General features: G+C 68.9%; 23 protein-coding genes and 1 pseudogene. 10 read left to right on the top strand and 14 right to left on the bottom strand.

What is annotated here, in order from left to right:
- Positions 1-14: 14 nt before the first annotated feature.
- The 7 genes from ACQPY0_RS02675 to ACQPY0_RS02645 all read right to left on the bottom strand — a co-directional run bounded on the left by ACQPY0_RS02675 (position 15) and on the right by ACQPY0_RS02645 (position 6,813).
- Positions 15-1,367, bottom strand: a complete 1,353-nt coding sequence (locus tag ACQPY0_RS02675) for an aromatic ring-hydroxylating oxygenase subunit alpha (RefSeq protein WP_432984040.1) — start codon at positions 1,365-1,367, stop codon at positions 15-17.
- 69 nt (positions 1,368-1,436) lie between these two features.
- The gene (locus ACQPY0_RS02670; RefSeq protein ID WP_432984037.1) at positions 1,437-2,315 is read right to left on the bottom strand and encodes a VOC family protein; all 879 of its coding nucleotides are present in this window, start codon (positions 2,313-2,315) and stop codon (positions 1,437-1,439) included.
- Between the two features lie 121 nt (positions 2,316-2,436).
- On the bottom strand, positions 2,437-3,417 hold the full coding sequence (locus ACQPY0_RS02665; protein WP_432984034.1) for an aldo/keto reductase: 981 nt from the start codon (positions 3,415-3,417) through the stop codon (positions 2,437-2,439).
- 149 nt (positions 3,418-3,566) lie between these two features.
- Positions 3,567-4,379 carry an IclR family transcriptional regulator gene (locus tag ACQPY0_RS02660; protein ID WP_432984031.1) on the bottom strand — a complete coding sequence of 271 codons (813 nt, stop codon included), beginning with the start codon at positions 4,377-4,379 and terminating at the stop codon, positions 3,567-3,569.
- 799 nt (positions 4,380-5,178) lie between these two features.
- On the bottom strand, positions 5,179-5,817 hold the full coding sequence (locus ACQPY0_RS02655) for a hypothetical protein (protein ID WP_432984028.1): 639 nt from the start codon (positions 5,815-5,817) through the stop codon (positions 5,179-5,181).
- Entirely contained in the window at positions 5,807-6,403 is a 597-nt protein-coding gene (locus ACQPY0_RS02650; protein WP_432984026.1) for an RNA polymerase sigma factor, read from the bottom strand. The genes ACQPY0_RS02655 and ACQPY0_RS02650 overlap by 11 nt, the downstream gene beginning before the upstream one ends.
- 38 nt (positions 6,404-6,441) lie before the next feature.
- Positions 6,442-6,813 (bottom strand): hypothetical protein, encoded by a 372-nt coding sequence (locus ACQPY0_RS02645; RefSeq protein ID WP_432984024.1) that lies wholly within the window; start codon positions 6,811-6,813, stop codon positions 6,442-6,444.
- Between the two features lie 55 nt (positions 6,814-6,868).
- Between ACQPY0_RS02645 and ACQPY0_RS02640 the strand changes: the two genes are divergently transcribed.
- Positions 6,869-7,264: a hypothetical protein gene (locus ACQPY0_RS02640; RefSeq protein WP_432984021.1), complete on the top strand. Its 396-nt coding sequence runs from the start codon at positions 6,869-6,871 to the stop codon at positions 7,262-7,264.
- 75 nt (positions 7,265-7,339) lie between these two features.
- On the opposite strand, the gene ACQPY0_RS02635 is transcribed toward ACQPY0_RS02640, so the two are convergent.
- Both ACQPY0_RS02635 and ACQPY0_RS02630 read right to left on the bottom strand, forming a co-directional pair.
- Positions 7,340-7,549 (bottom strand): hypothetical protein, encoded by a 210-nt coding sequence (locus tag ACQPY0_RS02635; protein WP_432984018.1) that lies wholly within the window; start codon positions 7,547-7,549, stop codon positions 7,340-7,342.
- Positions 7,550-7,610: 61 nt separating this feature from the next.
- Positions 7,611-8,243 (bottom strand): hypothetical protein, encoded by a 633-nt coding sequence (locus ACQPY0_RS02630; RefSeq protein ID WP_432984015.1) that lies wholly within the window; start codon positions 8,241-8,243, stop codon positions 7,611-7,613.
- 262 nt (positions 8,244-8,505) lie between these two features.
- On the opposite strand from ACQPY0_RS02630, the gene ACQPY0_RS02625 reads away from it, so the two are divergent.
- Positions 8,506-10,140, top strand: a complete 1,635-nt coding sequence (locus tag ACQPY0_RS02625; RefSeq protein WP_432994953.1) for a serine/threonine protein kinase — start codon at positions 8,506-8,508, stop codon at positions 10,138-10,140.
- 201 nt (positions 10,141-10,341) lie between these two features.
- Here the strand turns inward: ACQPY0_RS02625 and ACQPY0_RS02620 are convergent, their stop codons facing one another.
- The 3 genes from ACQPY0_RS02620 to ACQPY0_RS02610 form a co-directional block, all read right to left on the bottom strand.
- Complete coding sequence (locus tag ACQPY0_RS02620; protein WP_432984012.1) at positions 10,342-10,869, bottom strand: hypothetical protein; 528 nt, start codon at positions 10,867-10,869, stop codon at positions 10,342-10,344.
- Positions 10,870-11,397: 528 nt separating this feature from the next.
- Positions 11,398-12,714, bottom strand: coding sequence for a cellulose binding domain-containing protein (locus tag ACQPY0_RS02615; protein ID WP_432984009.1), 1,317 nt, complete (start codon positions 12,712-12,714; stop codon positions 11,398-11,400).
- A 195-nt stretch (positions 12,715-12,909) separates the two neighbouring features.
- The gene (locus ACQPY0_RS02610) at positions 12,910-13,200 is read right to left on the bottom strand and encodes a hypothetical protein (protein WP_432984006.1); all 291 of its coding nucleotides are present in this window, start codon (positions 13,198-13,200) and stop codon (positions 12,910-12,912) included.
- Positions 13,201-13,426: 226 nt separating this feature from the next.
- On the opposite strand from ACQPY0_RS02610, the gene ACQPY0_RS02605 reads away from it, so the two are divergent.
- From ACQPY0_RS02605 to efeB, 4 genes are read left to right on the top strand one after another with little or no spacing between them, the layout of a single operon-like run.
- Positions 13,427-13,789 (top strand): hypothetical protein, encoded by a 363-nt coding sequence (locus ACQPY0_RS02605; RefSeq protein WP_432984003.1) that lies wholly within the window; start codon positions 13,427-13,429, stop codon positions 13,787-13,789.
- Positions 13,790-13,833: 44 nt separating this feature from the next.
- Positions 13,834-15,741, top strand: a complete 1,908-nt coding sequence (locus ACQPY0_RS02600; protein WP_432984000.1) for a cellulose binding domain-containing protein — start codon at positions 13,834-13,836, stop codon at positions 15,739-15,741.
- A gap of 15 nt (positions 15,742-15,756) precedes the next feature.
- Positions 15,757-17,001, top strand: a complete 1,245-nt coding sequence (locus tag ACQPY0_RS02595) for an EfeM/EfeO family lipoprotein (protein ID WP_432983997.1) — start codon at positions 15,757-15,759, stop codon at positions 16,999-17,001.
- Positions 16,998-18,224, top strand: coding sequence for an iron uptake transporter deferrochelatase/peroxidase subunit (efeB, locus tag ACQPY0_RS02590; RefSeq protein ID WP_432983994.1), 1,227 nt, complete (start codon positions 16,998-17,000; stop codon positions 18,222-18,224). Before ACQPY0_RS02595 ends, efeB begins: the two co-directional genes overlap by 4 nt.
- A gap of 52 nt (positions 18,225-18,276) precedes the next feature.
- Here efeB and ACQPY0_RS02585 read toward each other — a convergent pair whose 3' ends face one another.
- Complete coding sequence (locus ACQPY0_RS02585) at positions 18,277-18,735, bottom strand: DoxX family protein (RefSeq protein ID WP_432983991.1); 459 nt, start codon at positions 18,733-18,735, stop codon at positions 18,277-18,279.
- Positions 18,736-18,948: 213 nt separating this feature from the next.
- On the opposite strand from ACQPY0_RS02585, the gene ACQPY0_RS02580 reads away from it, so the two are divergent.
- Positions 18,949-20,127: a hypothetical protein gene (locus ACQPY0_RS02580; RefSeq protein ID WP_432983988.1), complete on the top strand. Its 1,179-nt coding sequence runs from the start codon at positions 18,949-18,951 to the stop codon at positions 20,125-20,127.
- A 115-nt stretch (positions 20,128-20,242) separates the two neighbouring features.
- A complete protein-coding gene (locus tag ACQPY0_RS02575; RefSeq protein ID WP_432983985.1) occupies positions 20,243-20,767 on the top strand; it encodes a hypothetical protein in 525 nt (174 codons plus the stop codon).
- Between the two features lie 454 nt (positions 20,768-21,221).
- On the opposite strand, the gene ACQPY0_RS02570 is transcribed toward ACQPY0_RS02575, so the two are convergent.
- Complete coding sequence (locus ACQPY0_RS02570) at positions 21,222-21,344, bottom strand: hypothetical protein (RefSeq protein ID WP_432983982.1); 123 nt, start codon at positions 21,342-21,344, stop codon at positions 21,222-21,224.
- A 634-nt stretch (positions 21,345-21,978) separates the two neighbouring features.
- On the opposite strand from ACQPY0_RS02570, the gene ACQPY0_RS02565 reads away from it, so the two are divergent.
- A complete protein-coding gene (locus tag ACQPY0_RS02565) occupies positions 21,979-22,554 on the top strand; it encodes a dihydrofolate reductase family protein (protein WP_432983979.1) in 576 nt (191 codons plus the stop codon).
- Between the two features lie 55 nt (positions 22,555-22,609).
- Positions 22,610-22,756: pseudogene (locus ACQPY0_RS02560) on the top strand (ISL3 family transposase); the annotation flags it as partial.
- Position 22,757 lies beyond the last annotated feature (1 nt).

The following is a 22,757-nucleotide window of genomic DNA, read 5'->3' as shown; positions in this document are numbered from 1 at the left end:
CCGTTCTCTTTTTGTTAAAGGATGTCGCCGGGCGTCGTGACCTGCTTGAGCTCGTCCCAGGACGCCCCGGACAGCCACGCCTTCCACGCCAGATAGGTCCACATCTGGCCGTGCTCGTTGATGTTGCCTTCGATGCGTGCGAGCCCGTCCTGGTGGATGATCTTTCCCCGGCCGAGATTCATCTTGAGTAGCTGCGGCACGGACTCCTGCGCCCCGCCGATGGCCGTCATGGTGCTCTGCGCCCAGTTCTCGCCGTCTTCCTGCTCGAGGAGGCCGGCCGGGCCGAACACATGGTTCTGCATGGCCAACTGGGCGGCACCCTGCTCAGGGTCGGCGTTGGCGTCGCGGAAGCTGAACCACCAGATCTCAGTCGTCGTCGGGGTGCGCGGCACGCGGAGACTGACCTGCACGGTTTGGGTGATCCACATCGTCGGGAAGATGTTGGGGTGACCGGCGACGTTAGCGGCCACACCGGGCAGCATCTTCTTGGCCTTCTCGGTCTCCCGCCATTTCATCGGAACTGTTGGGCCAACCCCTGCCGTGCTCGGTCCGCCAATGGCGTGACCGTACTCGCCAAGCACAATCAGTGACTCGATGAACGAGCGCTGCCACTCGACACCAAGATCTGCACCTTCAGGCGTCAGCACATTCGCCGCGTCGGCCAGGGAAGCGTCGGCCAGCGCCGAGTCCTGGGGCGCCAGAACGGGCGTCTCAAAAGCGGAGATGTGCGTGATCTGCGGGTGGTACCAGTCGAACAGGTTGTCGACCGTGAATTTCCAGTTGCAGTCGATCACGAACTTCTGGATACCGGGAACGACCTCCATCTCGCCCTGGGCCGCGATCAGGTGGATCCCGAGGCGGCCCGTCTCGCCGAGGAAGTCGTACAACGGTGGCGCGGTCGGGTCCAGTGTGGCAAAGACGAAACCCTCGTAGCTGTCCAGCTGCGCCACCTGACGTAGCCCGTATTTCGAGCGGTCGAGGTCCCCGCTGTAGAACTTCTCCAGACCCGGAACGCCCATCAGTTCGCCGTCCAGCCCGTAGGTCCAGCCGTGGTAGGTGCACATGAAGTTTCGGGCGTTGCCTTCTTCGGCGCGGCAGACGGCGTTGCCCCGGTGCATGCAGGTGTTGAGCATCGCCTTGATCGACCCGTCGCGTTGCCGCACGACGAGCACGTTGTCCCGGCCCATCGGGGCCTCGAAGAAGTCACCGGGCTTCTTGATCTGGGACTCGTGGCACAGGAACAGCCAGGCCCGTCCAAAGATCTGCTCCATCTCCAGGTCGAAGATCTCCTGGCTGGAGAAGATCTTGCGGTCGATCTCACCGGTCTCGCTGCTGACGAGTGTGTCGATTTCTGAGCTGCTCAGCATGGGACCCTCCAAGGGTTGTTCTCCGAGTGGTTCGTGTTTGGGAGCGCGGCGATCACGCCAGCGAGGCGCTTATGCCGACTGATCTTCGAGGACCCGTTTGTGTCCCCAGTTGCTCGTAGAGGTGTAGTGGCCGACGGTCCAGGTCGAATCGTCAACGAGTCGTCCATCCCAGCCGTACTCGACCTGGAAACCCGACGGGGTGTCCAAGTAGAAGGACGTCATCAGGTCGTTGGTGTGCTCACCGATCGATGTCTGCAGCGACGCTCCGTGTTCCTGTGCCCGGTCCAGAGCGCGACCGACGGCCGACAGCGAGTCGACTTCAAGCATCAGGTGGCCGAGACCGGGGGAAAGGTCCGGGATCTGAGCGACGGCAATCGAGTGGTGCCGCGCATTGCAGTGCAAGAAGTATGCCGTGGCGGGACCAAGGTCGATCGTGTCGCTCAGCGCGAAGCCGAGCGCATCCTGATAGAAGTCGAGCGTCTTGGTGAGGTCGCCGCAGAACATGAAGACATGCCCGAGTCCCATGTCGCCGGTGACGAACCGAACGCCCTGGGGCGAGACGAAGGGCCGGTGATTGGTCGCCGCGCCGTAGTAGAGCTCCAGCACATGGCCATCGGGATCTGTTGTGGTGATCAGGCGGCGAACGTCGCGGGCCTTCGCCAACGCCGGGTCGTCGCTGGTCGAGTGTCCTCGGCGGTGCAGGTCACTGGCCAGCCCCTCCAGGTCGCGCTCGGAGTGCAATTCCAACCCGAGCGCGGCGAGCCCGGCTTGCTCCTTCGGCGCCCCTTCGACGATGAGCCGGTAGGCGCGCTCGTCGGTCCTGAAGCGAAGCTCGCCCTCGGGCGCCGCGTCTGAGGGTTGAAGCCCGAGAACGTCCTGGGCGAAGGCCTTCCACTCGTCGTGAGGACCCCGTACGGCCAGATAACCAAGCGCGTGAATGTTCACCACGAGCGTCTCCCGTCAGCGGATGCAGGTGTTTGTTGCTTGCTCGATAGTCGGTGGCCGGCGTCGTGAGCCGTAGACCTCGGTTCCGCTGCTCGGAACACCTGACGGCGCCCCCTGGCTGAGGTCAGGTCCACAGGGTTGGTTGGGTCTCCAGCAGGCCATCCAGCTCGGCGAGCTGGTCCTTGGTCAGCGTGACGTCACAGCTGGGAAGCAACTGCTGCAGTTCCGTGACGGTCTCCGGGCCAACGACGGCCGTCGCGATGCCCGGCTTCGCCAGCAGCCATGCCAGCGCCAGGGTTGATGAGCTGTGCCCCCACTCTTTCGCGAGCGTCGCAACCCGCTGGGCAAGGTCACGTTCCTGGGCAGTGAAGCCCGCGCCGCCCCAGCGGGCGTCGCCGACGTATGTCTTGTCGACGGCCCCGTCAGCGAGCAGGCCACCTGCCAAGGGACTGAACACGGTCGTGGAGACACCGAAATGTCGGGCCGCCGGAAGGACCTCCTGCTCGACCCAGCGCTTCGCGAGGCTGTAGCGAGTCTGATGGCAGATGGGACGCCGCAACCCCAGGCGGTCAGCGGTCAGGACGGCTTCGCTCAACTGCCAACCGTCAAATGTCGAGAGTGCGTAGTACCGAATCTTGCCCTGGCGGATGAAGTCGTCGAAGGTGCTCAACGTCTCGGCGATATCGGTGTTCGGGTCGGGGTGGTGTGCGTAGTAGATGTCGACATAGTCCGTCTGCAGCCGGACCAGGCTCCGCTCCAGCATCCGTGCCATGTGCGTTCGGCTGAGCCCCCAATCGTTGGGGCCGCTCCCAGTTGGCTCGCCCACCTTGCTGGCCACTACCACGTCCGAGCGGCGACGGCCGAGCACTGCGCCGAGGACTTCCTCAGCCGAGAGGCGTTCGCTTGCCGCTGGCAGGTTGGCTCGATCGAATCGGGCTTGGTTGCCGTAGCTATTGGCCGTGTCGACGTAGTTGATTCCCGCATCCAACGCGGCGCCGATCAAGCGGTCCGCGTCTGACGGGCTAGGACTCAGTCCGAACGTCGCAGTGCCGAGACCGAGTTGCGACACGCGCAAGCCCGAGCCGCTAAGAACAGTGCGCTCCATATCATGCTCCAATCGACCTCCGCACGGACGATGCGGCGGGGTCTGAGTCTTGTGTCGACGAGGAACCTGCGTGCGCTCGGCGCGACGGCGGCACGCATCCTGAGTTACCGACACTCCATCCGCACGGCCCCGCATGAGCTTGGGGCTAACTAGCCCAACGGCTGGCGTGACAGCTCTCGAGCGGTATCACGGAGCATCTGCCCGTACTTGGGTTCCAATTTCTGCGTCGCCAATGAGCAAATTGACACCGCAGCAACGGCGCGGCCCGTTTGCGGATCGAGGATAGGCACGGCGATGCAATGCATATCGCGCTGCATCTCGCCACGATCGGTCGCCAACCCACTTGCCCGGATACTCTCCAACTCCTGCAGCAGACGATCGGCACCAGTGACCGTGCGACTGGTGTAGGCCCGAAATGGAGCCTGCACCGCGCGTGTCAACTCGGCCTCGCCCGAGAAAGCAAGAATCGCTTTACCCAAGGCCGTCGCGTAAGCGGGCCGACGGCTCCCCACAGCCGTCGAGCAGCGCACTCCGGTCGGCCCGAATAGTTTCTCCAAATACAGAACATCCGCTCCCGTCAAGGTAGCGAGATGAATCGTCTCTCGAGTCGATACAAATAAGCTTGACAGATACGGCATGGCCCGCCGGCGCAGGCCAGTCGACCGCAAGAAACCGAAGCCCACGCGGTTACCCAGCTCGAACACACGATCCGTCAGGCAATACCTGTCACCGACTTTGCACACATAGCCGCTATCGACCATCACCGACAGCAGTCGATGCGCAGTCGACTTGGGAACACCGATCGAGCGCGCCAGCTCCGAGACCCCGAGGACAGCACGGGGGCCAGCAAAGGCATCGAGCATAGCCAGCGCCTTCGCCGCAGAACTGACGCCATGGGCCTGCTCACCGCTACTCAACGCGCCCGGCCACTCCGGCGAAGCGCTCAGCGCCGACACCGTCACCAGCGACCTCCCGCCCTACTCAGGCCAGTAAGTAATTGGCCATTTACTTGGTGGCAATTTAGACGCAACACGGGGCTGTGTCAAGGATCACCGGCGCTGCTCACGCCGGGTGCCCAGGACGCCGGCAGGCGCAGCGCTCGGCCGCCGGTTCGGACCAGACCGGGCTACTCCGGGCTGAAGCGGCGCAGTTCTCTCAGGCCGTGGACTCGGTGGACGACGCGATCCGGGTAGCCGTCTGCCGGGTCGCTGTGGTCAGGGCTACTTCGCCGCTGCCGAATGCGGCAACATGCCACTGCCCATACGCTCAATGACCTCGAGTCTCGCGGACGGGTGGCGTGAGGTCGCCGTCGCAGAACCCCAGATCTCCGCTTCGTGCGACGTTTTTCACGCGACCGTCGCAGGCGACGATCTAGCGGTTGAAAACGAGTGCCGCCAGCCGCGCTCTTTCGCGCTGGATAATATTTCCGTCAGTGCTGCCGGGCCTCGTGCCGCGAATAATCGTGCGATATCGGAATTGTCGAACACCAAAACCTCAGCGGCGTCCCCGATAGTGGTGCAACGCGGCTGGCGTGATCGTCGAAACGTTCGTTCGGCATAGGATGAACTCTCACAGCACTCTCGAAAGGGAACCATCGCGAGCACTGTCGGACGCGTCACTGGATCCGATGCGGAACCTGCTGTCCACAGTGATCAACTCACCCGCGATGACTCCTGCAAAGTCGCCACTATGACGCCGGGACCATTGCCGATAAACCAGCCGACGCCGGCACTGCGCCGCCGCCGCGCCGTACGCCTTCGCTCAGCCGCTCGGCGTCACACCGCCCGAGTTCTTCTTGTCGTTGCCCGTTTCCTTGCTCTTCTCGTGCCCCTTGGGCTTGGGCGAGGTCGTGGCCGGGGTCGGCGTTATGCCGAGCAGCCGGTCGCAGTATCCATCGATCGCAGGCTCTCCGCCCGCCTGCTGGGAGAGAACCTTGCGGTCGTCGCCGGTCACCGGCCGCGCATGGGGATCGGTGCGGCGCGCGACCCAGGCCCGGCACAGGTCGGCCGTCGTCGTAGCGGCTCCGGGCGAGGCCTTCGGCGAGAGCGATGGCAATGGCAAGGGCGATGATGGCGCCGCCGCGGTCGTATGAACCGGCGGCGGCGCCGGCGCGTCGGAGTCGTCGAACCACGACTGCACCCGGTCGGGCAGGTGGCCGGTGTGCGCCGCGAACGCCGTCCCGCCGGCACCCACCGCGGCCAGCGCCAGCGCGGCGACCGCGACCAGCCGCCGCACCGGCCGCTTCTGGCGCACGGGCGCAACCGCGGGCCCCGGCTGGTACTGCTGCCGGAATTGGGCGACCGCCTCCTCCTCGCCACGCAGCTCGTGCGGCCGGCCCGGCGCGGCCGCCGCCGACAGCAGCTCGCCCAGGGGCCCCTCGGGCAGCTGGTCACGCCTCATCGCGGCCGTCCTCACCGTACGCGCGCACGTCCGGGTGCTGGGCGAGCCGCCGCAGTCCCCGCATCGTCGCGATCCGCACCGCCCCCGAGCGCTTCCCCAGCACCCGCGCGGTGCCGGCGACGTCGAGCCCCGCGACGACCCGCAGCATAACGGCCTCGGCCTGCTCCCGCGGCAAGGTCGCGATCAGCCGCAAGGCGCGTTCGGTGTCGTCGAGCTCGACCACCTCGGCGGCGACGTCGCGCACGGCGGCCGCGGACCGCAGCTGGTCGACGGCCTCGTGCGGTTCCTCGTGCCGCCGCCACGCCCGGCGATTCTCGTCGATGCCGCGATTGCGGGCGATCCGGAAGAGCCAAACCCGAAACGCGGATACCGTACCGTCGAATCGCCCCAGATCCCGGGCGACCTGCAGCCACGTCTCGGAGGCGACGTCCTCGGCAGCTTCCCCGCACACCACGCGCAGGTAACGCAGCACCGGCGGGTGCAGCGACCGCCACAGCACCGCGAACGCGGCAGCGTCGCCGTCGATGGCCGCGGCTAACGGCACGGCAAGGTCCTGGTCCCGAACCCCCTGCACCGACGCCGTCACCACCATACGGTAGGCCGAACCTCCTGAGTTTTCTCGACTCAGCTCCCCCCGAACGGACGATTTGGTACGTTCGTCCGTATTGACGTATAAGTGGCTTTCACATTCGGGGGATCGAAGCCGATGCGCGTAGGAGTACTACTGGGACTGGCCCTGGCCGCGGCCGCCGTACCGGCGTTCGCCCTCGCCGCCGCGAACGCGGGTCCGACGGCCGAGGTATCCGCAAGCCCGTCCACGTCGATCACCGCCTCGGTCGACCCCTCCGACAGCGCGTCGCCGTCGGTATCGCCGTCCGACAGCGCCTCGCCGTCGGCATCCCCGACCGGCAGCGCCTCACCGTCGACATCGCCTTCCAACAGCGCATCACCGTCGGCATCGCCCTCCGCCAGCGCATCACCGTCGCCGACACCCACGACCACCCCGGCGAGCCCGCAGCTCCCGCCCACGGTCCCGGCGGCCAACGGCACGTTGGAACTCGGCCAGGCCACCGGCGATCCGAGAACCGTCACGGTCAGCGGCGACGGCTTCGCCCCGAACTCCCCGGTGACGATCGCGATCTACTCGGCCCCGCATGCCCTGGGCACGGGCACCGCCGACGCGGCCGGCCACGCCGAGCTCCAGGTCGTCATCCCCGCCGGCTACACGGGCAACCACACGCTGGCCCTGGCCGGCTTCGCCTCGGACGGCTCGGCGCGATTCCTCACCGTGGCCCTTAAGGTCACCGCGGCCGGCTTGACGCTCCCGGTGACCGGCCCGTCGGCCGTACCGCTGACCGCGTACGGCGTAGCACTGATCCTGCTGGGCGCACTCCTGGCCGCGGCACCCCGGTACATCCGGCGGCGCCCCGCCCGGCACTGCCAATGACCGGTCAGGCCAGCACGCCCCAGGCCGGGAACGAAAGGCCGCCTCCAAATCCTGGGGGCGGCCTTCGCCTCGCCCCTAGCGTCGCTGCTTGACCGCCGCGAGCCCGACCCCCATCGCGGCCGTCCCGAGTGCGCCGATCACGCCGATGCCCATGAGTGCGGCCTGGTGCAGGCCCGGAATCCCGCCGAGCAGGGTGAGCGCGGTGATCGCCGCGGCGCAGATGTTCGCCGTCGTATGGGTGGACCGCACGACCGTGGATGTGGCGGAGCGCTTGGCTTCGTTCATGAGTAACAGCAGATCAACCAGCGCGTCGGGGCGGCCAGCTGAAGAATCACAGGGTGTGGCCCTAGGAGTCGGGGTCGGTGGCGTTCGGGGTGAGGTAGCCGGCCCGAGCCAGGACGTAGATGTACTCCGGATCGCCGATCGCAGGCTCGCGGCGCAGGCCGAGCCCCTCGGCCCGCTTGCGGACCTCGCGCAGCCGAAGGTCGATCGCTGATCGCGAGCGTTTGAGGCGATGAGCGGCTGCATCGAGGGTGCGTGGTCGTGCTCCCACCCGGGGCGGCCAGGCGAGGATTTCGTCGAAGACAGCCCGGACCGCTTCCAGTTGCGCCTCGGTGAGCGGCGGCGGCAGGTCGGTCGTCGCGGTGGTGCCGGTCGCCCGCGAGCCGGGTGCGGTGTACGCCTCGGTGTCGTCGAGCAGTATCCAGTGCTCACCTCCGTCGATTCCTCGCATCAGGCATCCGATGCGAGGCCACAGCACCGTTTCGGGTCGGGTGAGCGGCCGGGGCGGCTGCGCCCACAGGTGCAGGACGACGCCGTTGCGGTTGTGCGGCTCGATGTGCCAACCGGCTCGGGACGCGGTGACCGTCAGCGCGTGCCGAGAGACCTTCGGATCGACGGGATCGATCGCGATCGTCTGAGCCGTGTATCGACCGAACTCCACGGCGACGCCGGCCGTGGCCTCCGTTTTGATCGCCATTCGCCAATGCTCAGCGTGCCGCTCGCCGGTCTGGAAATAGTAGGGCAAAGGCGTGCTCCTTCATGGCGATCGGGGAGTCTTCGGCGATCGACAGGCTATCCGGTAGTACCCGCTCGGACGATGTGGTCTGTTTGGCCGGGCGGAAGGCTGGGCCCCCATGGACGATCGGTACTGGGTCGGACCCTCCGGCAAACCCGACACGTATCAGCTGCACAGTCTCGTCGGCCACGGCGGCGAGGGTACGGTTTGGAAGGCATCCGTGATGCTTTCCGATCAGGGGAAGTCCGACGTCGCGATCAAGATTCTCGAGATTGACGCGGACGAGGATCCGCAACGATGGCTCCGTCATGCGCACCTGCTGAAGGCACTCGACCACCCGGGCATCGTCCGCGTGATCGATGTCTTCACCGGACCGCCCCGCCATCGATTCGGCCAGCTGGGGACCACGCTCGTCGACACCGAGGGCGATGACGGCGTCCCGCAGCCCGGGCCGCGGCGGGATCGCGCGGCGACACATCGGTATGTCGTCATGGGACTCGTCGACGGCGAGCCGCTCGGCGACTGGCTCGCCGACCAGCCGAACGCGACCACGGCTCAGCGGATCCGGTCACTGCGGACGGTGGCCGCCGCGCTCGATCACATGCACTCCGGCGCCGGCACCCGGGTCCCGGTGGCACATGGCGACGTCAAGCCGGCGAACATCATCCGGCGCGCCGACGGTTCGACGATCCTCGTGGACCTGGGTCTGGCGCGCCTCGCCGACGACCGGGGCCGAGGCGGACACACCCGGCCGTACGCGGCGCCCGAACTGTTCGAGCGCAATGCGGTGGTGACGCCCGACTCGGACCGGTTCGCGTTCGTGGCCACGGTGGTCCATGCGCTGCTGGGCCAGACTCCGCCGACGGTCGACCGGTTCGGACCCGACCTGGCCGCGATCGAGCAGCTGCTGAGGAAGGCCTCCACCACGGCACACCGCCCGGAGCTGGTCGACCAGCTCATGTCGGCGCTGCGCTGCCGGCCCGAGGAGCGGCCTCGTTCCTTGTCGCTGTGGCTGACCACGTTGACGGAGACGCTGTCATCCACGACCGGCGCGCTGCAGCCGCAGCCGTACGACGGCGGGCCGGCGGTTTCGCCCGCACCGCCGACCGACCTGGTGGACATCCCACCCGCGCCCCGCTCGCCGGTGCCCCGGGCAGCGATCAGCGTACTGACGGCTGTGGTGGTCATCGCGATCGCGACGATCGTCTGGTGGGCGACAAAGGGTGACGCCACGGCGGACGAGAGCAAAGGGCTCAGTCCCACGCCGACCGGCGCGGCCACGGTTGCGGCGACGCCGTCGTTGCCGACCACAAGCCCGACGCCGAGCCCGTCGAGCAGCCCGGGTCCCAGCGCGACGACTCGGTCACCCACGCCCGGGCCTTCGACGCCCGGACCCACACCGTCGGGCGAGGTTCTCGGCGTGCTGATCGCCGGGCCGAACGCGAATGATTCGGGCGTCATCGTGAGCCGCTCCGAGAACGCGGTCTACGGCATGGGCATCGATGCCGAGAACTTCTCGATCAACGGCAACCACGTGCAGTACGGCTGGGTCGCAAGCTGCAAACTGATGTGCAGTCCGACCGAGGAGTCCTACGTGGAGCTCAATCTCGGCCGCTCGTACACGAAGCTGCAGGCAACGTTCGGCATCTCGGACAAAAGCTCCGGCAAGGGCCCGCTGACGATTCAGATCGCCGTGCTCGACAACAACCAGGTCAAGGTCATCTACAAGGAGCAGTTCACCATCGGCAGCGGCGGCCCGAAGACCGTCAACGTCACCGGCGTGCTTCGACTCAAGATCTCATTCATCGGCCCGCTGAGCTCAACGCGCGGGGCCCTGGGGGATCCGACACTGTTCTGAGTCCCGGCCAGGGGAACCTGACGCTCCAGTCGGACCACTGCCCGTCGATGTGGCCGTTGCTGAGCGCGTAGATCTCACCGTTGCCGCGGCACCCGCCGGCTCGAAAGGAGCAGGAATGCTTCGACCTGCGGAAATGTGAATGGATTTCCCGGAAGGCCGGGTGGGCGCTAACAGATCGCCGTCGTTCCCCGCGGCCGCATCTCAGGTGAAGGGCTGCTCCGCCAGGCGGTGCAGCAGGGCGAGCGTGAACTCCGCCGCCGCGTCGGCGGCGTCCGCCCGCAGCACCGGATCGCTGCGGGCATCGACCGCGCCGAGCACCATGAGCGCGGCGCCGTCGGCCTGCGGGTCCGAAGTGCCGATCGCCATCGGCCCGAAGTGCACGGCCGGGCTGTGGGCGAAGCGGTCGGGGATCCAGTCGTCGGCCTGTGTCGCCCGGGCCAGGGCGAGCAACTGGGCGTCGGGCCGGTACTCCGGCCGTCCGACCACCTTGGAGGGGACCAGGACGTCACCGGGGCGCACCGGCGGGAAGCCCTGGGCCAGGCCGACGAACAGCCGGTGACGCGCATCGAGGGCGCTGGTGGGCGACGACGGTGGCTCGACCGCGACAAGCAGAGAACCGATGTGGACGATGACGGCGGTACCACCCGGGTGGTGGACCGTCTCGCGGTCGCTGGACAGCACCCTCAGCAGGGCGGGCGCGGCGGTCACCACCGCGATGTCGACGGTCACAGCCAGCCCTCGTTGCGGGCGCCGACCTTGCTGATCGCGTTCATGTGCCTCCCTCCCCGGCGGGCACGGTCACCCGCAGTACGAACTCGTCACCGCGCACGGACGCCGACACCGCGCCGCCCGCAAGGCCCGCGATGCCGCTGCGGCCGTACGCGCGGACCGGTCGGCACAGCCGTCATGCCGCGAGCATCCCATCCGCCCGGGGCCGCCGCTAGATCAGGTCCTGGGCAGCCAGCTACCGGGTGCGGCGCCGTGGCGGCGAGTCTGGGCCCAGCGCCGGAACGGCCGGCGCTGCCCGTACGACATGGGCTGGATCGCGCCGCCCGCCATCACTCCCACATGCTGCGCGTGATCGGCGGCTTCTCGGCCGTCGGTCGCGGGCAACCCGAAGGACCGGGAGTTTTGCCGCTGGCTCAACACCGTCGAGAAGGTCGCTGCGGCGACACGAGCACAGCCGTGCCGCATCGCCGCAGGGCACCCAGCAGTTCCGGCAGTTCCGCCACGCCGTTCAGCCTGCCGTGAACGGTGTCACGGGCTGGTACAGGTGAGGGTGGGAGGCGCGGCGGTACCACTTCCGAGGAAGCCGAACTGGGTCGACGCGTGCGCGCCGAGTCCTCCGTTGTACGAAGCGTTCCGCACCGTGTAGGCGGGCGGGGAACCGCTGAGGGTGCCGTTCCACAACTGCGTCACGGTCACGCCGTTCGAGAATGTCATCCTCACCGTCCAACCGTTGATGGCGGTGCTACCGGCGGTGACCGTCACGTTGCCCTGGAAGCCGCCCTGCCAGGAGCCGACCTGCGTGTACGAGGCGGTGCAGGCGCCACCGCTCGTCGGTCCGGCGGTCGTCGGGCCGGCTGTGGTCGGCTTCACGGTGGTCGGCGGTGCGCTGGTCGGCGACGCGGTGCCGTCCACTGCCGTCCAGTGGTCGTTCGCGTGCACGATGCTGAACTTCAGTGCCGGGCAGTCGAAGCTGGATCCGGACGGCGGGGTGCCGAGGCTGGAGTTGGCGGCGGACGCCGCGACCCAGATGCCGTTCTGGCTGACCTGGACGCTGCTGGCCTCGAACACCTTGCCGTTGCCGTCAGCGCAGTAGTAGCCCGCACCGGTCGAGGGGTTGATCGTGGTGTAGATCTCGAAGAAGTCCCACGTGCTGCCGGGGATGTCCTTGGTACCGGATGTCGCATAGAAGGTGTCCCACGCCTGCGTGGTGTAGTTGAACAGGTACACGGTCCAGGCGTTGTTGCCGGTCGATGTCTGGACCTCGCGCATGGTGTACGCGGCCTGCCCGTTCACCGTCGTGGTGTAGTTGGCGCGGAATGTCGCGTCCATCTTCACGACCTTGCCGATGGTGTCCCGGCCACCGCACCAGTCCCAGGCCCACAGCAGCGGGCCCGTGTCCGTATACGCGGTGGTCATCTCCGTGCAGGCACCGCCGGGCGGCAGCGCGGTCGGCGCGTAGATGACGTCGCCGCCGTGGGTGGTGATGTTCTGCACGCTGTGGGTGGCCTGGAGCCCGGTCGAAGCCCGATCGTTGAACCAGATTCCCCACGCGTCGTGCAGGTCTTCGTCCAGCGTCGTGACCGGCGTGCCGGCCTTTGCGGCCGCCATCCGGCTGATCCGGTCGGCCGTGACCTGGCGGAACCGGTCGGCGGCGGCGCCGGCGAGGCGCAGCGCCGCCGGGCCGCTCAGTCCGGGAACCTCACCAGCGACCGGCGCCACCGCGCTCGGACCCGCGGCGCGGTCGTCAGCGGCGGCCATCGCGGTACCGGCCGCAGCCGCGAGCGGGCTGATCACGGCCAGAGCTAGGACGGTCCGCAAGGTGTAGCGCAGACCTCGACGGCTCATTGGCTTCCTCCATTCGTATGGAAGTCGGTGCCCTTGAGCCATCCGCGGACCGTCACCCGACTTCCTCCCGGTGCGGTCGCCGGCCCAGTCGGCGAATGAAAGTTGCACTTCGCGCGCACCGTAGGATCACTCATCGATGACCGTCAACCGACTCGTCGATCGGGGAGACGGCAGCACGTCCGGTTCGCGAAACTTTCAGCCGCCGGTGGAGCGCGTCAGGTGCGGTGAATAGGTGGCGGTTATTGATGCGATGCCGGCGTGCTCGGGAGGGATGCCGGTGATGGCGGCTGCAAACATCACGGGGAAGACCAGGCCCATACCGAGTCCGGCCAGCAGAACCCCGGGCACCAGCGCGGGGTAACGGGCCTCGATGGCGGGGCTCCCGCCGCGCCGGTGAGCAGTACGACGCGTGAGAACGTACGGAACGGATTGCAGACCTGGCTCCACGGCAGGCGTGACCGTTCCTGCCGGCGACGTATTGGGCATCGCGCCACTCCGTAGCGCCACGGACGCCCGAAACATGTAACTTTCACGCCGCCGCGGTCCCGGTCCCAGCGTTGTCGCGCAGTCCGGCGTTTCCGCCGGTTGACAAGGGAAGCCCGCCGCTTGACGTCGATGACGGTAGATGGTTCGGTCGACCCGAAAACGCTTTCAAAGTTTTCGGATTGTTCGAACCGCCGGTGACGTGGCCGGCGCGGGAAGGCGGCGAGCCATGAGGCGACCATGGGTCATCGCGTCGGTGGCTGCGGCGCTGGCCGCCGGCGGCGCACTCGCCGCCGCCCTGGCCGCCGGCCCCCTCACCGCCACAGGCCCGGCCACGCCGGCGGGCGAACCGGGACCGGGCGGTGCCGGCACCGGCCGGGAACCGGCGGTGGCCGCCTCGCGGGAGCCGGGCACCGCCGCCCCGGGCTCCGCCGCGCCGGTGCCCGGCACCAGCGGTGATGGGTACGCCCGCAACGCGACCGCCGGGGCGGCGTGCTCGCCGGCCGGCGCGGTGGGCTTCAGCGCACAGGCGAGGCTCCTGCAGTGCGCGCCGGGCACCGCCGATCCGCAGCCACGGTGGCGCGAACCCTGACCCCTGACCAGTTCGATCGGCTACTCAGCACCCCGAGGAGACCTATGTCCAGCCGACGACGCCAGTTCCTGGCCGCGGCCGCCGTCACGGCCACCGCCCTCACGACCGCCGGGGTCACCGTGCTGACCGCGCACGCCGCGGCGGCGGGTTGCCAGGTGTCGTACACGGTGAGCTCACAATGGAACACCGGGTTCACCGCCAACGTCAGCATCACCAATCTGGGTGACCCGATCAACGGGTGGACCCTGCGCTGGTCGTACACCGCCGGGCAGGCGGTGACCCAGGGTTGGAGCGCGTCGGTGACGCAGAGCGGCGCCGCGGTGACCGCCGCCGACGCCGGCTACAACGCATCGATCGCGACCAACGGCAGCGTCAGCTTCGGGTTCAACGGGTCCTGGAACGGGTCCGCCAACCCGTCGCCCGCCGCCTTCACCCTCAACGGGGTGGCCTGTACCGGCGGCGTGAGCACGCCGACCTCACCGGCGACCTCGCCGTCGCGGAGCACGAGCCCCAGCCCCTCGGCGAGCACGAGCCCGAGCCCGAGCACGAGTCCCGGCGGGGGCACCACCAGCCCGCCGCCGGCGGTCCCGGGGACCCCGGGAGCCTGGGCCGCGGTGCCGGTCAACCCGTTCAACGGCGGCGCGGGCACGTTCATGTGGCTGCTGACCGACGGCAGCATCCTGTCCAACGGCGCCGACCTGCACCAGTGGGTGAAGCTGGTCCCCGACCAGTTCGGCGACTACACCAAGGGCACCTGGGTCCAGCTTGCCACCTCGCCGTACGGCGTAGGCGCCGCGCAGGAGCAGATCCTGCCGGACGGACGGTTCTACCAGGCCGGCGGCGAGTACGTGTACCAGTGGCCGTCGGGCAGTTCGTCCAACGACCACAACGGCGTCCAGCTGTACAACCCCGTCACCAACACGTGGACGCTGGGCCAGTCCGGGCTCTACGGCAACCTCTGGGACACCGGTACCGCCCATCTCAAGGACGGGCGGATCGTCGCCAGCGACCAGCGCAGCGCCCGCACGCAGATCTTCAACCCGGCCACCAACAGCTGGACCGCGGCCGCGAACCGGCCGGCACCGGCGGCGGAGGACGGCTGGGTGCCGCTGCCCGACGGGTCGATCGTGTCGATCAGCAACGGCGGCACGTACCGCTACGACCCGGCCGCCAACGTCTGGTACACGGGAGCCCGGCCCCCCGCCTCGTACGCCAACGGCAACGTCGACACGTCGACCGTCACGCTGATGTACGACGGCCGGATCCTCGCCATGGGGCACAACACGTCGGTCATCTACACCCCCGGCGCCAGGCCGTCCGACCCGGGCAGCTGGGCGCAGGGGCCGGCGATCCCCCAGGGTTCGTTCGTCGATGACGTGTACGCCACGCCCGAAGGCAACGGCAAGGTCATCTTCGACTCGGTCCGCTGCTCGTGGCTCACCAACGAGTGCGGCTCCGCGTCCGGTGCGCTGATCAACGAGTTCGACCCGGCCACCAACACGATGACCACGATCAGCCAGCCGAACGACCCGGCCGGCGCCCCGGTCAACTTCATCAACCTGCCCAACGGTCAGGTGCTGGCCGCCGCGGGAAGCCGCAACTGGGTGTACACCCCGATCGGCGCCCCGAAGGACGCTTGGCGCCCGACGGTCACCTCGGTTTCCGGCAGCGGTACGACCTTCCACCTCAACGGCACGCAGCTGTCCGGGTTGGTCAGCCTGGGCGAGGACGACTACCAGAACCCCCAGAATTACCCCATCGTGTACCTCAAGGACAGCGCCGGCCACGTGTACTACGCGAGGACGTCGAACTTCAGCTCGATGATCACCAGCCGGCCCGGCGAGGCGCAGAGCACGGACTTCGCCGTGCCGGCCAGTCTCCCCCGCGGCAAGTACACCCTGTACGTGTCCGCGTGCGGCGTCTCCTCCGCCGGGTACGCCTTCACCTACTGACAACCGGCCGAACCTGTGCGCAACCGTCGAATCCTGATCGTCGCCGCGACCGCCGTCCTGGCCGTCGCGGCGGCGCTCGCCGTGTACCTGCTGCCGCGCCACGCCGCCGGCCGGCCGGGACAGTCCGTGGACGCCGGCCGGGCGCAGGAGCTGACCGAGGAGTACCGGCGCGACACGGTCGCCCGGATACCCGCGAGGCTCAGCTACGCCGAGGCGGTGCGCGGCTACGTCGCCTGCCCCGGGAAGCCCGGCCGGTACGAGCTCTCGTCGCGGTTTGACCTACGACCCGACTCGGGCCCGACCGTCGCCTTCACCGCGCTCCGCGAGCACTGGAAGCGGCAGGGCTACTGGGTGCTCAACGACGCCGCCGCGGCGAACGGGCAACTGCTCGTGGAGAACCCGGCCAACGGGTTCCGCCTCGGTGTGAGTCAACGCGCCACGCGGTACATCCGGGTCGTCATCTCATCGCCGTGCCTGGACCCGGCCGCGCCACCGGTGCCGCCCGTGCTGGCCCAGGACTTGGTCACCGCGCTCGGCGCCTACGAGGGGTACGCGGCCGCGCGCCTCGCCGAGCTCGCCGACGACGTGACCGCGCTGCGCGCCGCGGTCGCCGGTGGAGACGTCGCCAAGGCCCGCGCCGCATGGCTGACCGCCCGGCTGCGATGGGCCCGCGTCGGCGCCGCCTACGGCACCTTCGACGACCTCGCCGACGCCATCGGTGGCCTGCCGCAGGGGCTGCCTGGCGGCACCGGCGACCCGGACTTCGCCGGGCTGCACCGCATCGAGCAGGGCCTGTGGCACGGCGAAGATCCGGCGCGCCTGCTCGCAGTCGTCGACCGCCTAGCCGCCGACGTGAGCCGGCTGCGCGACACGCTCCACGAGGTCCTGCCCGCCCCGGCCGACCTGCCGCTGCGCGCGCACGAGATTCTCGAGGACGCCCTCCGCGACGACCTCACCGGACTGACCGACCTCGGCGCCGGCGCCGGCCTGGCGGCCACGTGGGCCGGTGTGGAGGCCACCGAGGCCCTGCTCGACATGCTCGCTCCCCTGCTCGACGCCCGGCGGCCGCAGCTGCTGCCGGCCGCCCGCGCCGGCCTGGCCGCGTTGCGGCAGGCGCTGCAGGCGGCCCGCAGCGGCGACGCCTGGCCCGCGCCGGACACGCTCGCCCCGGCCAGCCGCCGCCGCATCGACGCCGCGCTCGGCGGCGCGCTGGAAACCCTGGCCCAGGTGCCTGGCCTACTGGAGGTCGCCGGTTCATGACACACCACGGGAACGTCAACCGTCGCGAGGCCATCAGACGGCTGACCGCCGGCGCCGTCGGCGCGGCCATGGTCGCCGGGCTGAGCGGCGCCGAGCGACGGGAGCCCGCGCGGACCGGCGCTGTCGCCGCGGGTTCGCCCGCCTTCTACGGACCACACCAGGCCGGCATCTTCACCTCCGCGCAGCGCTCCGCGGTGTTCGCCGCATTCGACGTGACAGCCGGATCTACGGGTGTACTGCGGGACACGCTGCGGGCCCTCACCGCGCGCGCTGCCCTCCTCACCACCGGCGGGCGCCCGGCCGACGGCGAGCCCGGCGCCCCACCGGCCGACAGCGAGGTCCTCGGCCCCGAGCCGCCCACGGACGGCCTCACCATCACCGTGTCGGTCGGCGCCTCGCTGTTCGACGACCGCTTCGGCCTGGCCGCCCGCCGACCCGCCCGGCTGTCCACCATGCCGGTGTTCCCGAACGACGCCCTGGAACCGGACCGCTGCCACGGCGACCTCATGCTCCAGATCTGCGCCGAGAACCCGGATACCGTCCACCATGCCCTGCGCGACATCACCCGCCACACACGCGGCGCCCTGCAGCCGCGCTACCGCCAGTCCGGGTTCATCAGCCCCCCGCGCCCCTCGGGCGCGCCGCGCAACCTGATGGGCTTCAAGGACGGTACCGCCAACCCGACCGAGATCGACGGCGCCGAACTGGTCTGGGTGGGGCCGGGCCAGGGCGAGCCTGACTGGGCCGCCGGCGGCACGTACCAGGTGGTGCGCCTCATCCGGATGCTCACCGAGTTCTGGGACCGCATCACCCTTGCCGAGCAGGAGGCCATCTTCGGCCGGCGGCGTGCCAGCGGTGCTCCGCTCGACGGCGTCGCCGAGACCGACATCCCGGACTACGAGCGCGACCCGGTCGGCGTGCTCATTCCGCTCGACGCGCACATCCGGCTGGCCAACCCGCGCACCGCTGAGAGCGCACCCAGCCGCATTCTGCGCCGCGGCTACAACTACGACGGCGGCCTGCTACCCAACGGCAACCTCGACGCCGGCCTCATCTTCTGCTGCTACCAGCAGGACATTCCGCGCCAGTTCGAAGCGGTCCAGCGCCGGCTGGAGGACGACCCGCTCAACGACTACGTCCGGCCCTTCGGCGGCGGCTACTTCTTCGCCCTGCCAGGCGTGCGCCCGGGCGAGGACTTCTTCGCCCGGGCGCTGTTCCAGTAGCCCGTGGCTACATTTACGCCAACGGCGTCGTCCGCTCTCGCTCTTCCGCCGGTCAGCCGGTGAAGGACTGGGGGTCGAATCGGCCGAACGCCACGAAGGCGGCCAGGGCGAGTACGACCATTGTCATCACGATTCCCTGGACCTCGCGACGGCGGATATGCGTGATGAGCGCGCCGACCATCAGCAACACCAGGCCGACGGCCGCCAGCGGCACCAGCATCGGCGCGATGTCGAACGCGGCGGGCAGAATCAGACCCACCGCCGCCAGAACCTCGAGCGCGCCGATGGCCTTGATGCTCCCGGCGCTGTAGTCCTCGACCCATCCCCAGCCGGCGGGCAGCTTCTCCTTCGGCCGGATCAGCTTCGTGACGCCGCCGGCCAGGGACGCTACGGCCAGCAGTCCCGCAACGATCCACAGAGCGATGTTCATGGTTCTCCTTGCGATTTCCGGATGCGTCCACCCTGGACCTGACGCACACGGCCACGCATCCGTCGGGGCGATCATCCGCATCTACGCTCCATGACGTAGGGCCGGCTTCGTCACCTCCGCCGCGGTCGCCGTTCTGTGCGGGCATGCGTTGTCGGATAGGTTGCACCGATGATCGGCGGGGAGTTCGACGAGCCGCGGCCCGTCGAAGTGTTCGGTGTACGCGGGCCCCTTCTGCCTCCCCCGTTCACGCCGGCGCCGGTGGTCCCGCCGCCGCCCCCGCGGCGACGATGGGTTGTGCCCGCGGTCGTCGGGCTGGCGGTTCTCGCCATGGCGCTGTACCTCACCGGCGCGAGCACGGCCCCACCCGACGCGCCGGCTGCGGCCGTTGCGTCGGTCTCGGCCACGTCGGCGGCCCCGGCGGAGGCGGCGGCGGAGCGCGTGAACCGCGAGCTCGACGCGCAGAGCCGGGCGCTGCTCACCGGAGACCTGGATGCGTACCTCAAGCCGGTGCACGCCTCGCTGCGCGAGGAGTTCACGCTGCGGTTCACCTCGCTGCGAGCGCTCGGCGTGGCGGCGTGGACCGCGCGGGCGGCGGGCCGGCCGAGGACCGAGGGGGACGGCCGGTGGTCGATGACCGTGGAGATCCGGTACTGCCTCGGCGCCGCGGACTGCATGCCGGCGACGCTTCGGCTGCCCAGTACCTGGTCGGTCGAGACCGGCCAGGCCGTCATCACGGTATTCCAGCGCACCGTGCTGCCCTGGGACCTGACGCCGCTGCGGGCCGTCTTCGGCCGGCGGGTCATCGTCGCGGGCCCCGCCGAGACCGCCGGCCGGCTGACGCACATGCTCGCCGCCGCGGACCAGGCTGCCGACATCGCCGACCGGTACGCCCGCTGGGACCCACCACCGAAACGGTACGTCGTGTTCGTCGCACCGCCGCCGCAGTGGCACACCTGGTGGAACGGCAGCACGGACGACATCGACGCCTATGCCGAAGGCTCCTACGGCGTAGCGATCAAGTCCGACGTCGACCGGGACAATGGCCTGGTCAACCTGCTGACCCACGAGTTCACCCACGTGCTGAGCCTCGGCGACACCTACGGCGCCGGCCGGGACTGGTGGCTGTACGAAGGCCTGGCCGAATACGTCGCCGACCGCGACGGCAGCTGGACGAAGGCCCGGCTGCCGGACGTGCGGCGGTTCGTCCGCAGCGGCCGCTGGGACGGCACCGTCACCCTGGCGACGCCACCCAACGCCACCACGGCCGACGATCGCCGCGCCCGCTACGGCATCGCCCTGCTGACCGTAACCTGCCTGGCCAAACGCTTCGGCGAAGACCGGATGCTCAAATTCTTCACCGCAGTCGTCCGCGGCCGATCCGACCCACCAACGGCATCCCCGACCACCCTCGGCGCCGATTGGCAGCCCATCGCCGCCGACTGCGCCGCAGAGGTCCACACCCGCGCCACCTGACCCAACCCAGCACCGCCACCCCTACAGCCACGAGCACCGCCGGACAAGGCGTGACGACCACTGACGAACCACAGTGGACAATTCGCGGCATGAGCGCCCGGCCGATCAACGGACCGTGGACCGGCTCGACGCCTCGCGAATCGGGATGCCGGCCTCGTCCGACCGCCCTACCGTCTTCGCTGTGAGTTGGACGGAACTGATCTGCGGCGATCTCGGCGGGCCATGCCCCCGCTGCAGCGGGGCGATTTCGCTCCGTGTCGCCGAGATGGTCGAAGGTGATCGGCTCCTATGGACCGTCACGTCCCAATGCCTCGATTGCGGCTATACCGACGAGATGCACGATCGGCCTGACGTGTTCGACTCCGAAAGCATCGTCAGGCAAACCCTTATCGACCAGGTCGGGCTCACACGGCTACGAGCCGATCCGGATACGAACCGTGGGCTACGGCTGCGGTCGCTTGCAGTGTTTCGCAAGCGAGGAGCGACGATCGCGGAGGCGGCCGACGCCTGCGCCGCCCTCACCGGACACGGACTTGCCGGAACGCCCGGGGAGATGGCGATCCTGGCCGACCAGCTGACTGCGCAAGGCGTCCGGGTAACGCTCCAACCGTATGGCCCCGCCCGCGACGGTACCGTGTGAGCCGCCGCCTCCTCGCTCGCCCGTGAGAGAGAATGGGTGAGACCCCAACTCCAGCGTGCGTCAGCAGAGGCATGACAGGACGGCGCCGTCGAGTCAAGCCAACTTGCCTGGTTGCCGCTGACTCGCCGTAGCACAGAGGTGTCATGGAACGTCGATACGCCGCATACCGGGCGGCTTCGCAAGCGCGCCGCAGCTGGGGCTCTGTGCAACTGTTGAGCAGCGTGCGACTCAACCTGATCGGGTGGGCGGCAATCTTGGTGCTGTGCATGACCGGTGCTGGAGTCGGGTATGCCTGTAGTCGGCTCGTCGATCTACCAGTTGGGTTGGGGATTGTCGGAGGCACCTCGGCTGTGTTGGCCGGCCTGCTTGTCCTCGATCGCCGGCGGCGGGCACGACTCCGCGATCGCGGTGCACCCAACCGCTGACCTCTACGCCGCGGATAGAACAGGCACTCCTAGCCGACGGGGTCGCCGCCACCGCCGCTTTCGCCGTGGGGGTCACCGTTGCCGCTGGAGGACGCATACGACAACGACAGCGCGACCAGCGCTGCGATGGCGATCCGTCGCGTATTGACCATGTTGATCTCCTCGATGGGTCAAGAGGGTGGCCCGTTCGGAAGCTCTCACTGCTGGCGATATAGATCGTCAGCGATTCCCGGTTGACCGAGGATGTTGCCACGCCGCACTGGTCGCGCGTCATCCACATTGGAGGGATACCGCTGATGAAACTCTCGCGAATCCCGCTCGGCCTCGGTGGCCTGCTCGCCCTCGTGACCACGGCCACCGCCGTATTCGCCCTGTCCTCGCCGAGTATGGCCGCCGGTGAGGACTACTACCACAACTGCACCTACTCCTGGGCTTCCTGCCAGACCGGCGTGCCAGTCTCCGCGCCGAGCGGCCTGCCCTGCGGGACTGCCTGGACTTCCCACACGCCGTGCAGACCATCCGCATTCCCCGGCGTCGCTGCAACCTGGCCACCGGCCGCTGGTCGACCGTGACCGTCTACGCGGTCACCAACCTCGCCCAAGCCCTACGCCACAACGCCAGAGACCCCCACCGCCCACTCCACCTCCTCGGCATCGGACCGTAGGGCAAAGCGGAAAGTTCTGAAAAGAAATCCGCGAGGCGTGTCGGATCGGGGCGGTGGTATTCGTAGCAGGGGTGAGGCCGCCACAAGGCCCGGCGCGACCAACTTTCCCGCAAGGAGACGCCATGACTGCCACGTACACCTTCGACATCTTCTCCACGCTCGACGGCTTCGCCAACCACAACGGCGACTGGGGCGGCTACTGGGGCAAGCAGGGCCCCGAATTCCTTGCGCACCGCGCCGCCGCCTACCGCGACCCGCTACGCATGGTGCTCGGGGCCAACACCTACACGTCGAACGCGCCGTTCCTCGCCGCAGGCTTCGACCGCAGCCTGTTCGACGGGTGGATCACGCGCATGTTCGACTCCCCGGTCACGGTGCTCTCCAGCCGGCTTACCGAGCCGCTCAACTGGCCGGACACGACCATCGAGTCCGGCGATCCTGTCGAGGTGGTCACGCGCCTCAAGGCCGAATCCGACGTGCCGCTGCGCTCCCACGGCAGCCTGACACTCAACCGGGCGCTGCTGAACGCCGGCCTGATCGACACCATCGAGGTGACGGTCTTCCCAGTGATCTCCGGGACGACCGGCGTGGACCGGATCTTCGACGGTGCGGACGACTTCGACCTAGAGCTGCTCGAGGCCCGGACTTTTGACGGCCACACGCAGGTGTTGACCTATCGGCCGACCCGACACGGTTGATCGACTACGGGGCGGCGATGAGCTGATCGATTCAGTATGAGGATCGGGCGCTGGTGGCCAGTCGCGGGGCGCGACCGCGCTGGGGTTCCGCCCGGAACACCTACGCGGCTCCGCCCTGGGCTTCCGCAACCTCACCAACTACGTCGCCCGGTCACTGCTCGAGAGCGGCGGATTCAGATCCCAATTACACCCTCGATCATGAA

The sequence above is a fragment of the Dactylosporangium sp. CA-233914 genome (genome assembly GCF_050942935.1).
Taxonomy (GTDB): domain Bacteria; phylum Actinomycetota; class Actinomycetes; order Mycobacteriales; family Micromonosporaceae; genus Dactylosporangium.
The sequence above is the reverse complement of the archived record's forward strand: the minus strand, read 5'-3'. Positions and strand labels throughout refer to the sequence as shown.

Bases quoted from the DNA above. Each gene is read 5' to 3' on its own strand.
- ACQPY0_RS02605 (WP_432984003.1), top strand. From the start codon at position 13,427: ATGAGGCGACCATGGGTCATCGCGTCGGTGGCTGCGGCGCTGGCCGCC.
- ACQPY0_RS02600 (WP_432984000.1), top strand. From the start codon at position 13,834: ATGTCCAGCCGACGACGCCAGTTCCTGGCCGCGGCCGCCGTCACGGCC.
- ACQPY0_RS02585 (WP_432983991.1), bottom strand. From the start codon at position 18,735: ATGCGGATGATCGCCCCGACGGATGCGTGGCCGTGTGCGTCAGGTCCA.
- ACQPY0_RS02610 (WP_432984006.1), bottom strand. From the start codon at position 13,200: ATGCCCAATACGTCGCCGGCAGGAACGGTCACGCCTGCCGTGGAGCCA.
- ACQPY0_RS02665 (WP_432984034.1), bottom strand. From the start codon at position 3,417: ATGGAGCGCACTGTTCTTAGCGGCTCGGGCTTGCGCGTGTCGCAACTC.
- ACQPY0_RS02655 (WP_432984028.1), bottom strand. From the start codon at position 5,817: ATGAGGCGTGACCAGCTGCCCGAGGGGCCCCTGGGCGAGCTGCTGTCG.
- ACQPY0_RS02615 (WP_432984009.1), bottom strand. From the start codon at position 12,714: ATGAGCCGTCGAGGTCTGCGCTACACCTTGCGGACCGTCCTAGCTCTG.
- ACQPY0_RS02625 (WP_432994953.1), top strand. From the start codon at position 8,506: ATGCTTTCCGATCAGGGGAAGTCCGACGTCGCGATCAAGATTCTCGAG.
- ACQPY0_RS02635 (WP_432984018.1), bottom strand. From the start codon at position 7,549: ATGAACGAAGCCAAGCGCTCCGCCACATCCACGGTCGTGCGGTCCACC.
- ACQPY0_RS02630 (WP_432984015.1), bottom strand. From the start codon at position 8,243: ATGGCGATCAAAACGGAGGCCACGGCCGGCGTCGCCGTGGAGTTCGGT.
- ACQPY0_RS02565 (WP_432983979.1), top strand. From the start codon at position 21,979: ATGACTGCCACGTACACCTTCGACATCTTCTCCACGCTCGACGGCTTC.
- ACQPY0_RS02675 (WP_432984040.1), bottom strand. From the start codon at position 1,367: ATGCTGAGCAGCTCAGAAATCGACACACTCGTCAGCAGCGAGACCGGT.
- ACQPY0_RS02570 (WP_432983982.1), bottom strand. From the start codon at position 21,344: ATGGTCAATACGCGACGGATCGCCATCGCAGCGCTGGTCGCGCTGTCG.
- efeB (WP_432983994.1), top strand. From the start codon at position 16,998: ATGACACACCACGGGAACGTCAACCGTCGCGAGGCCATCAGACGGCTG.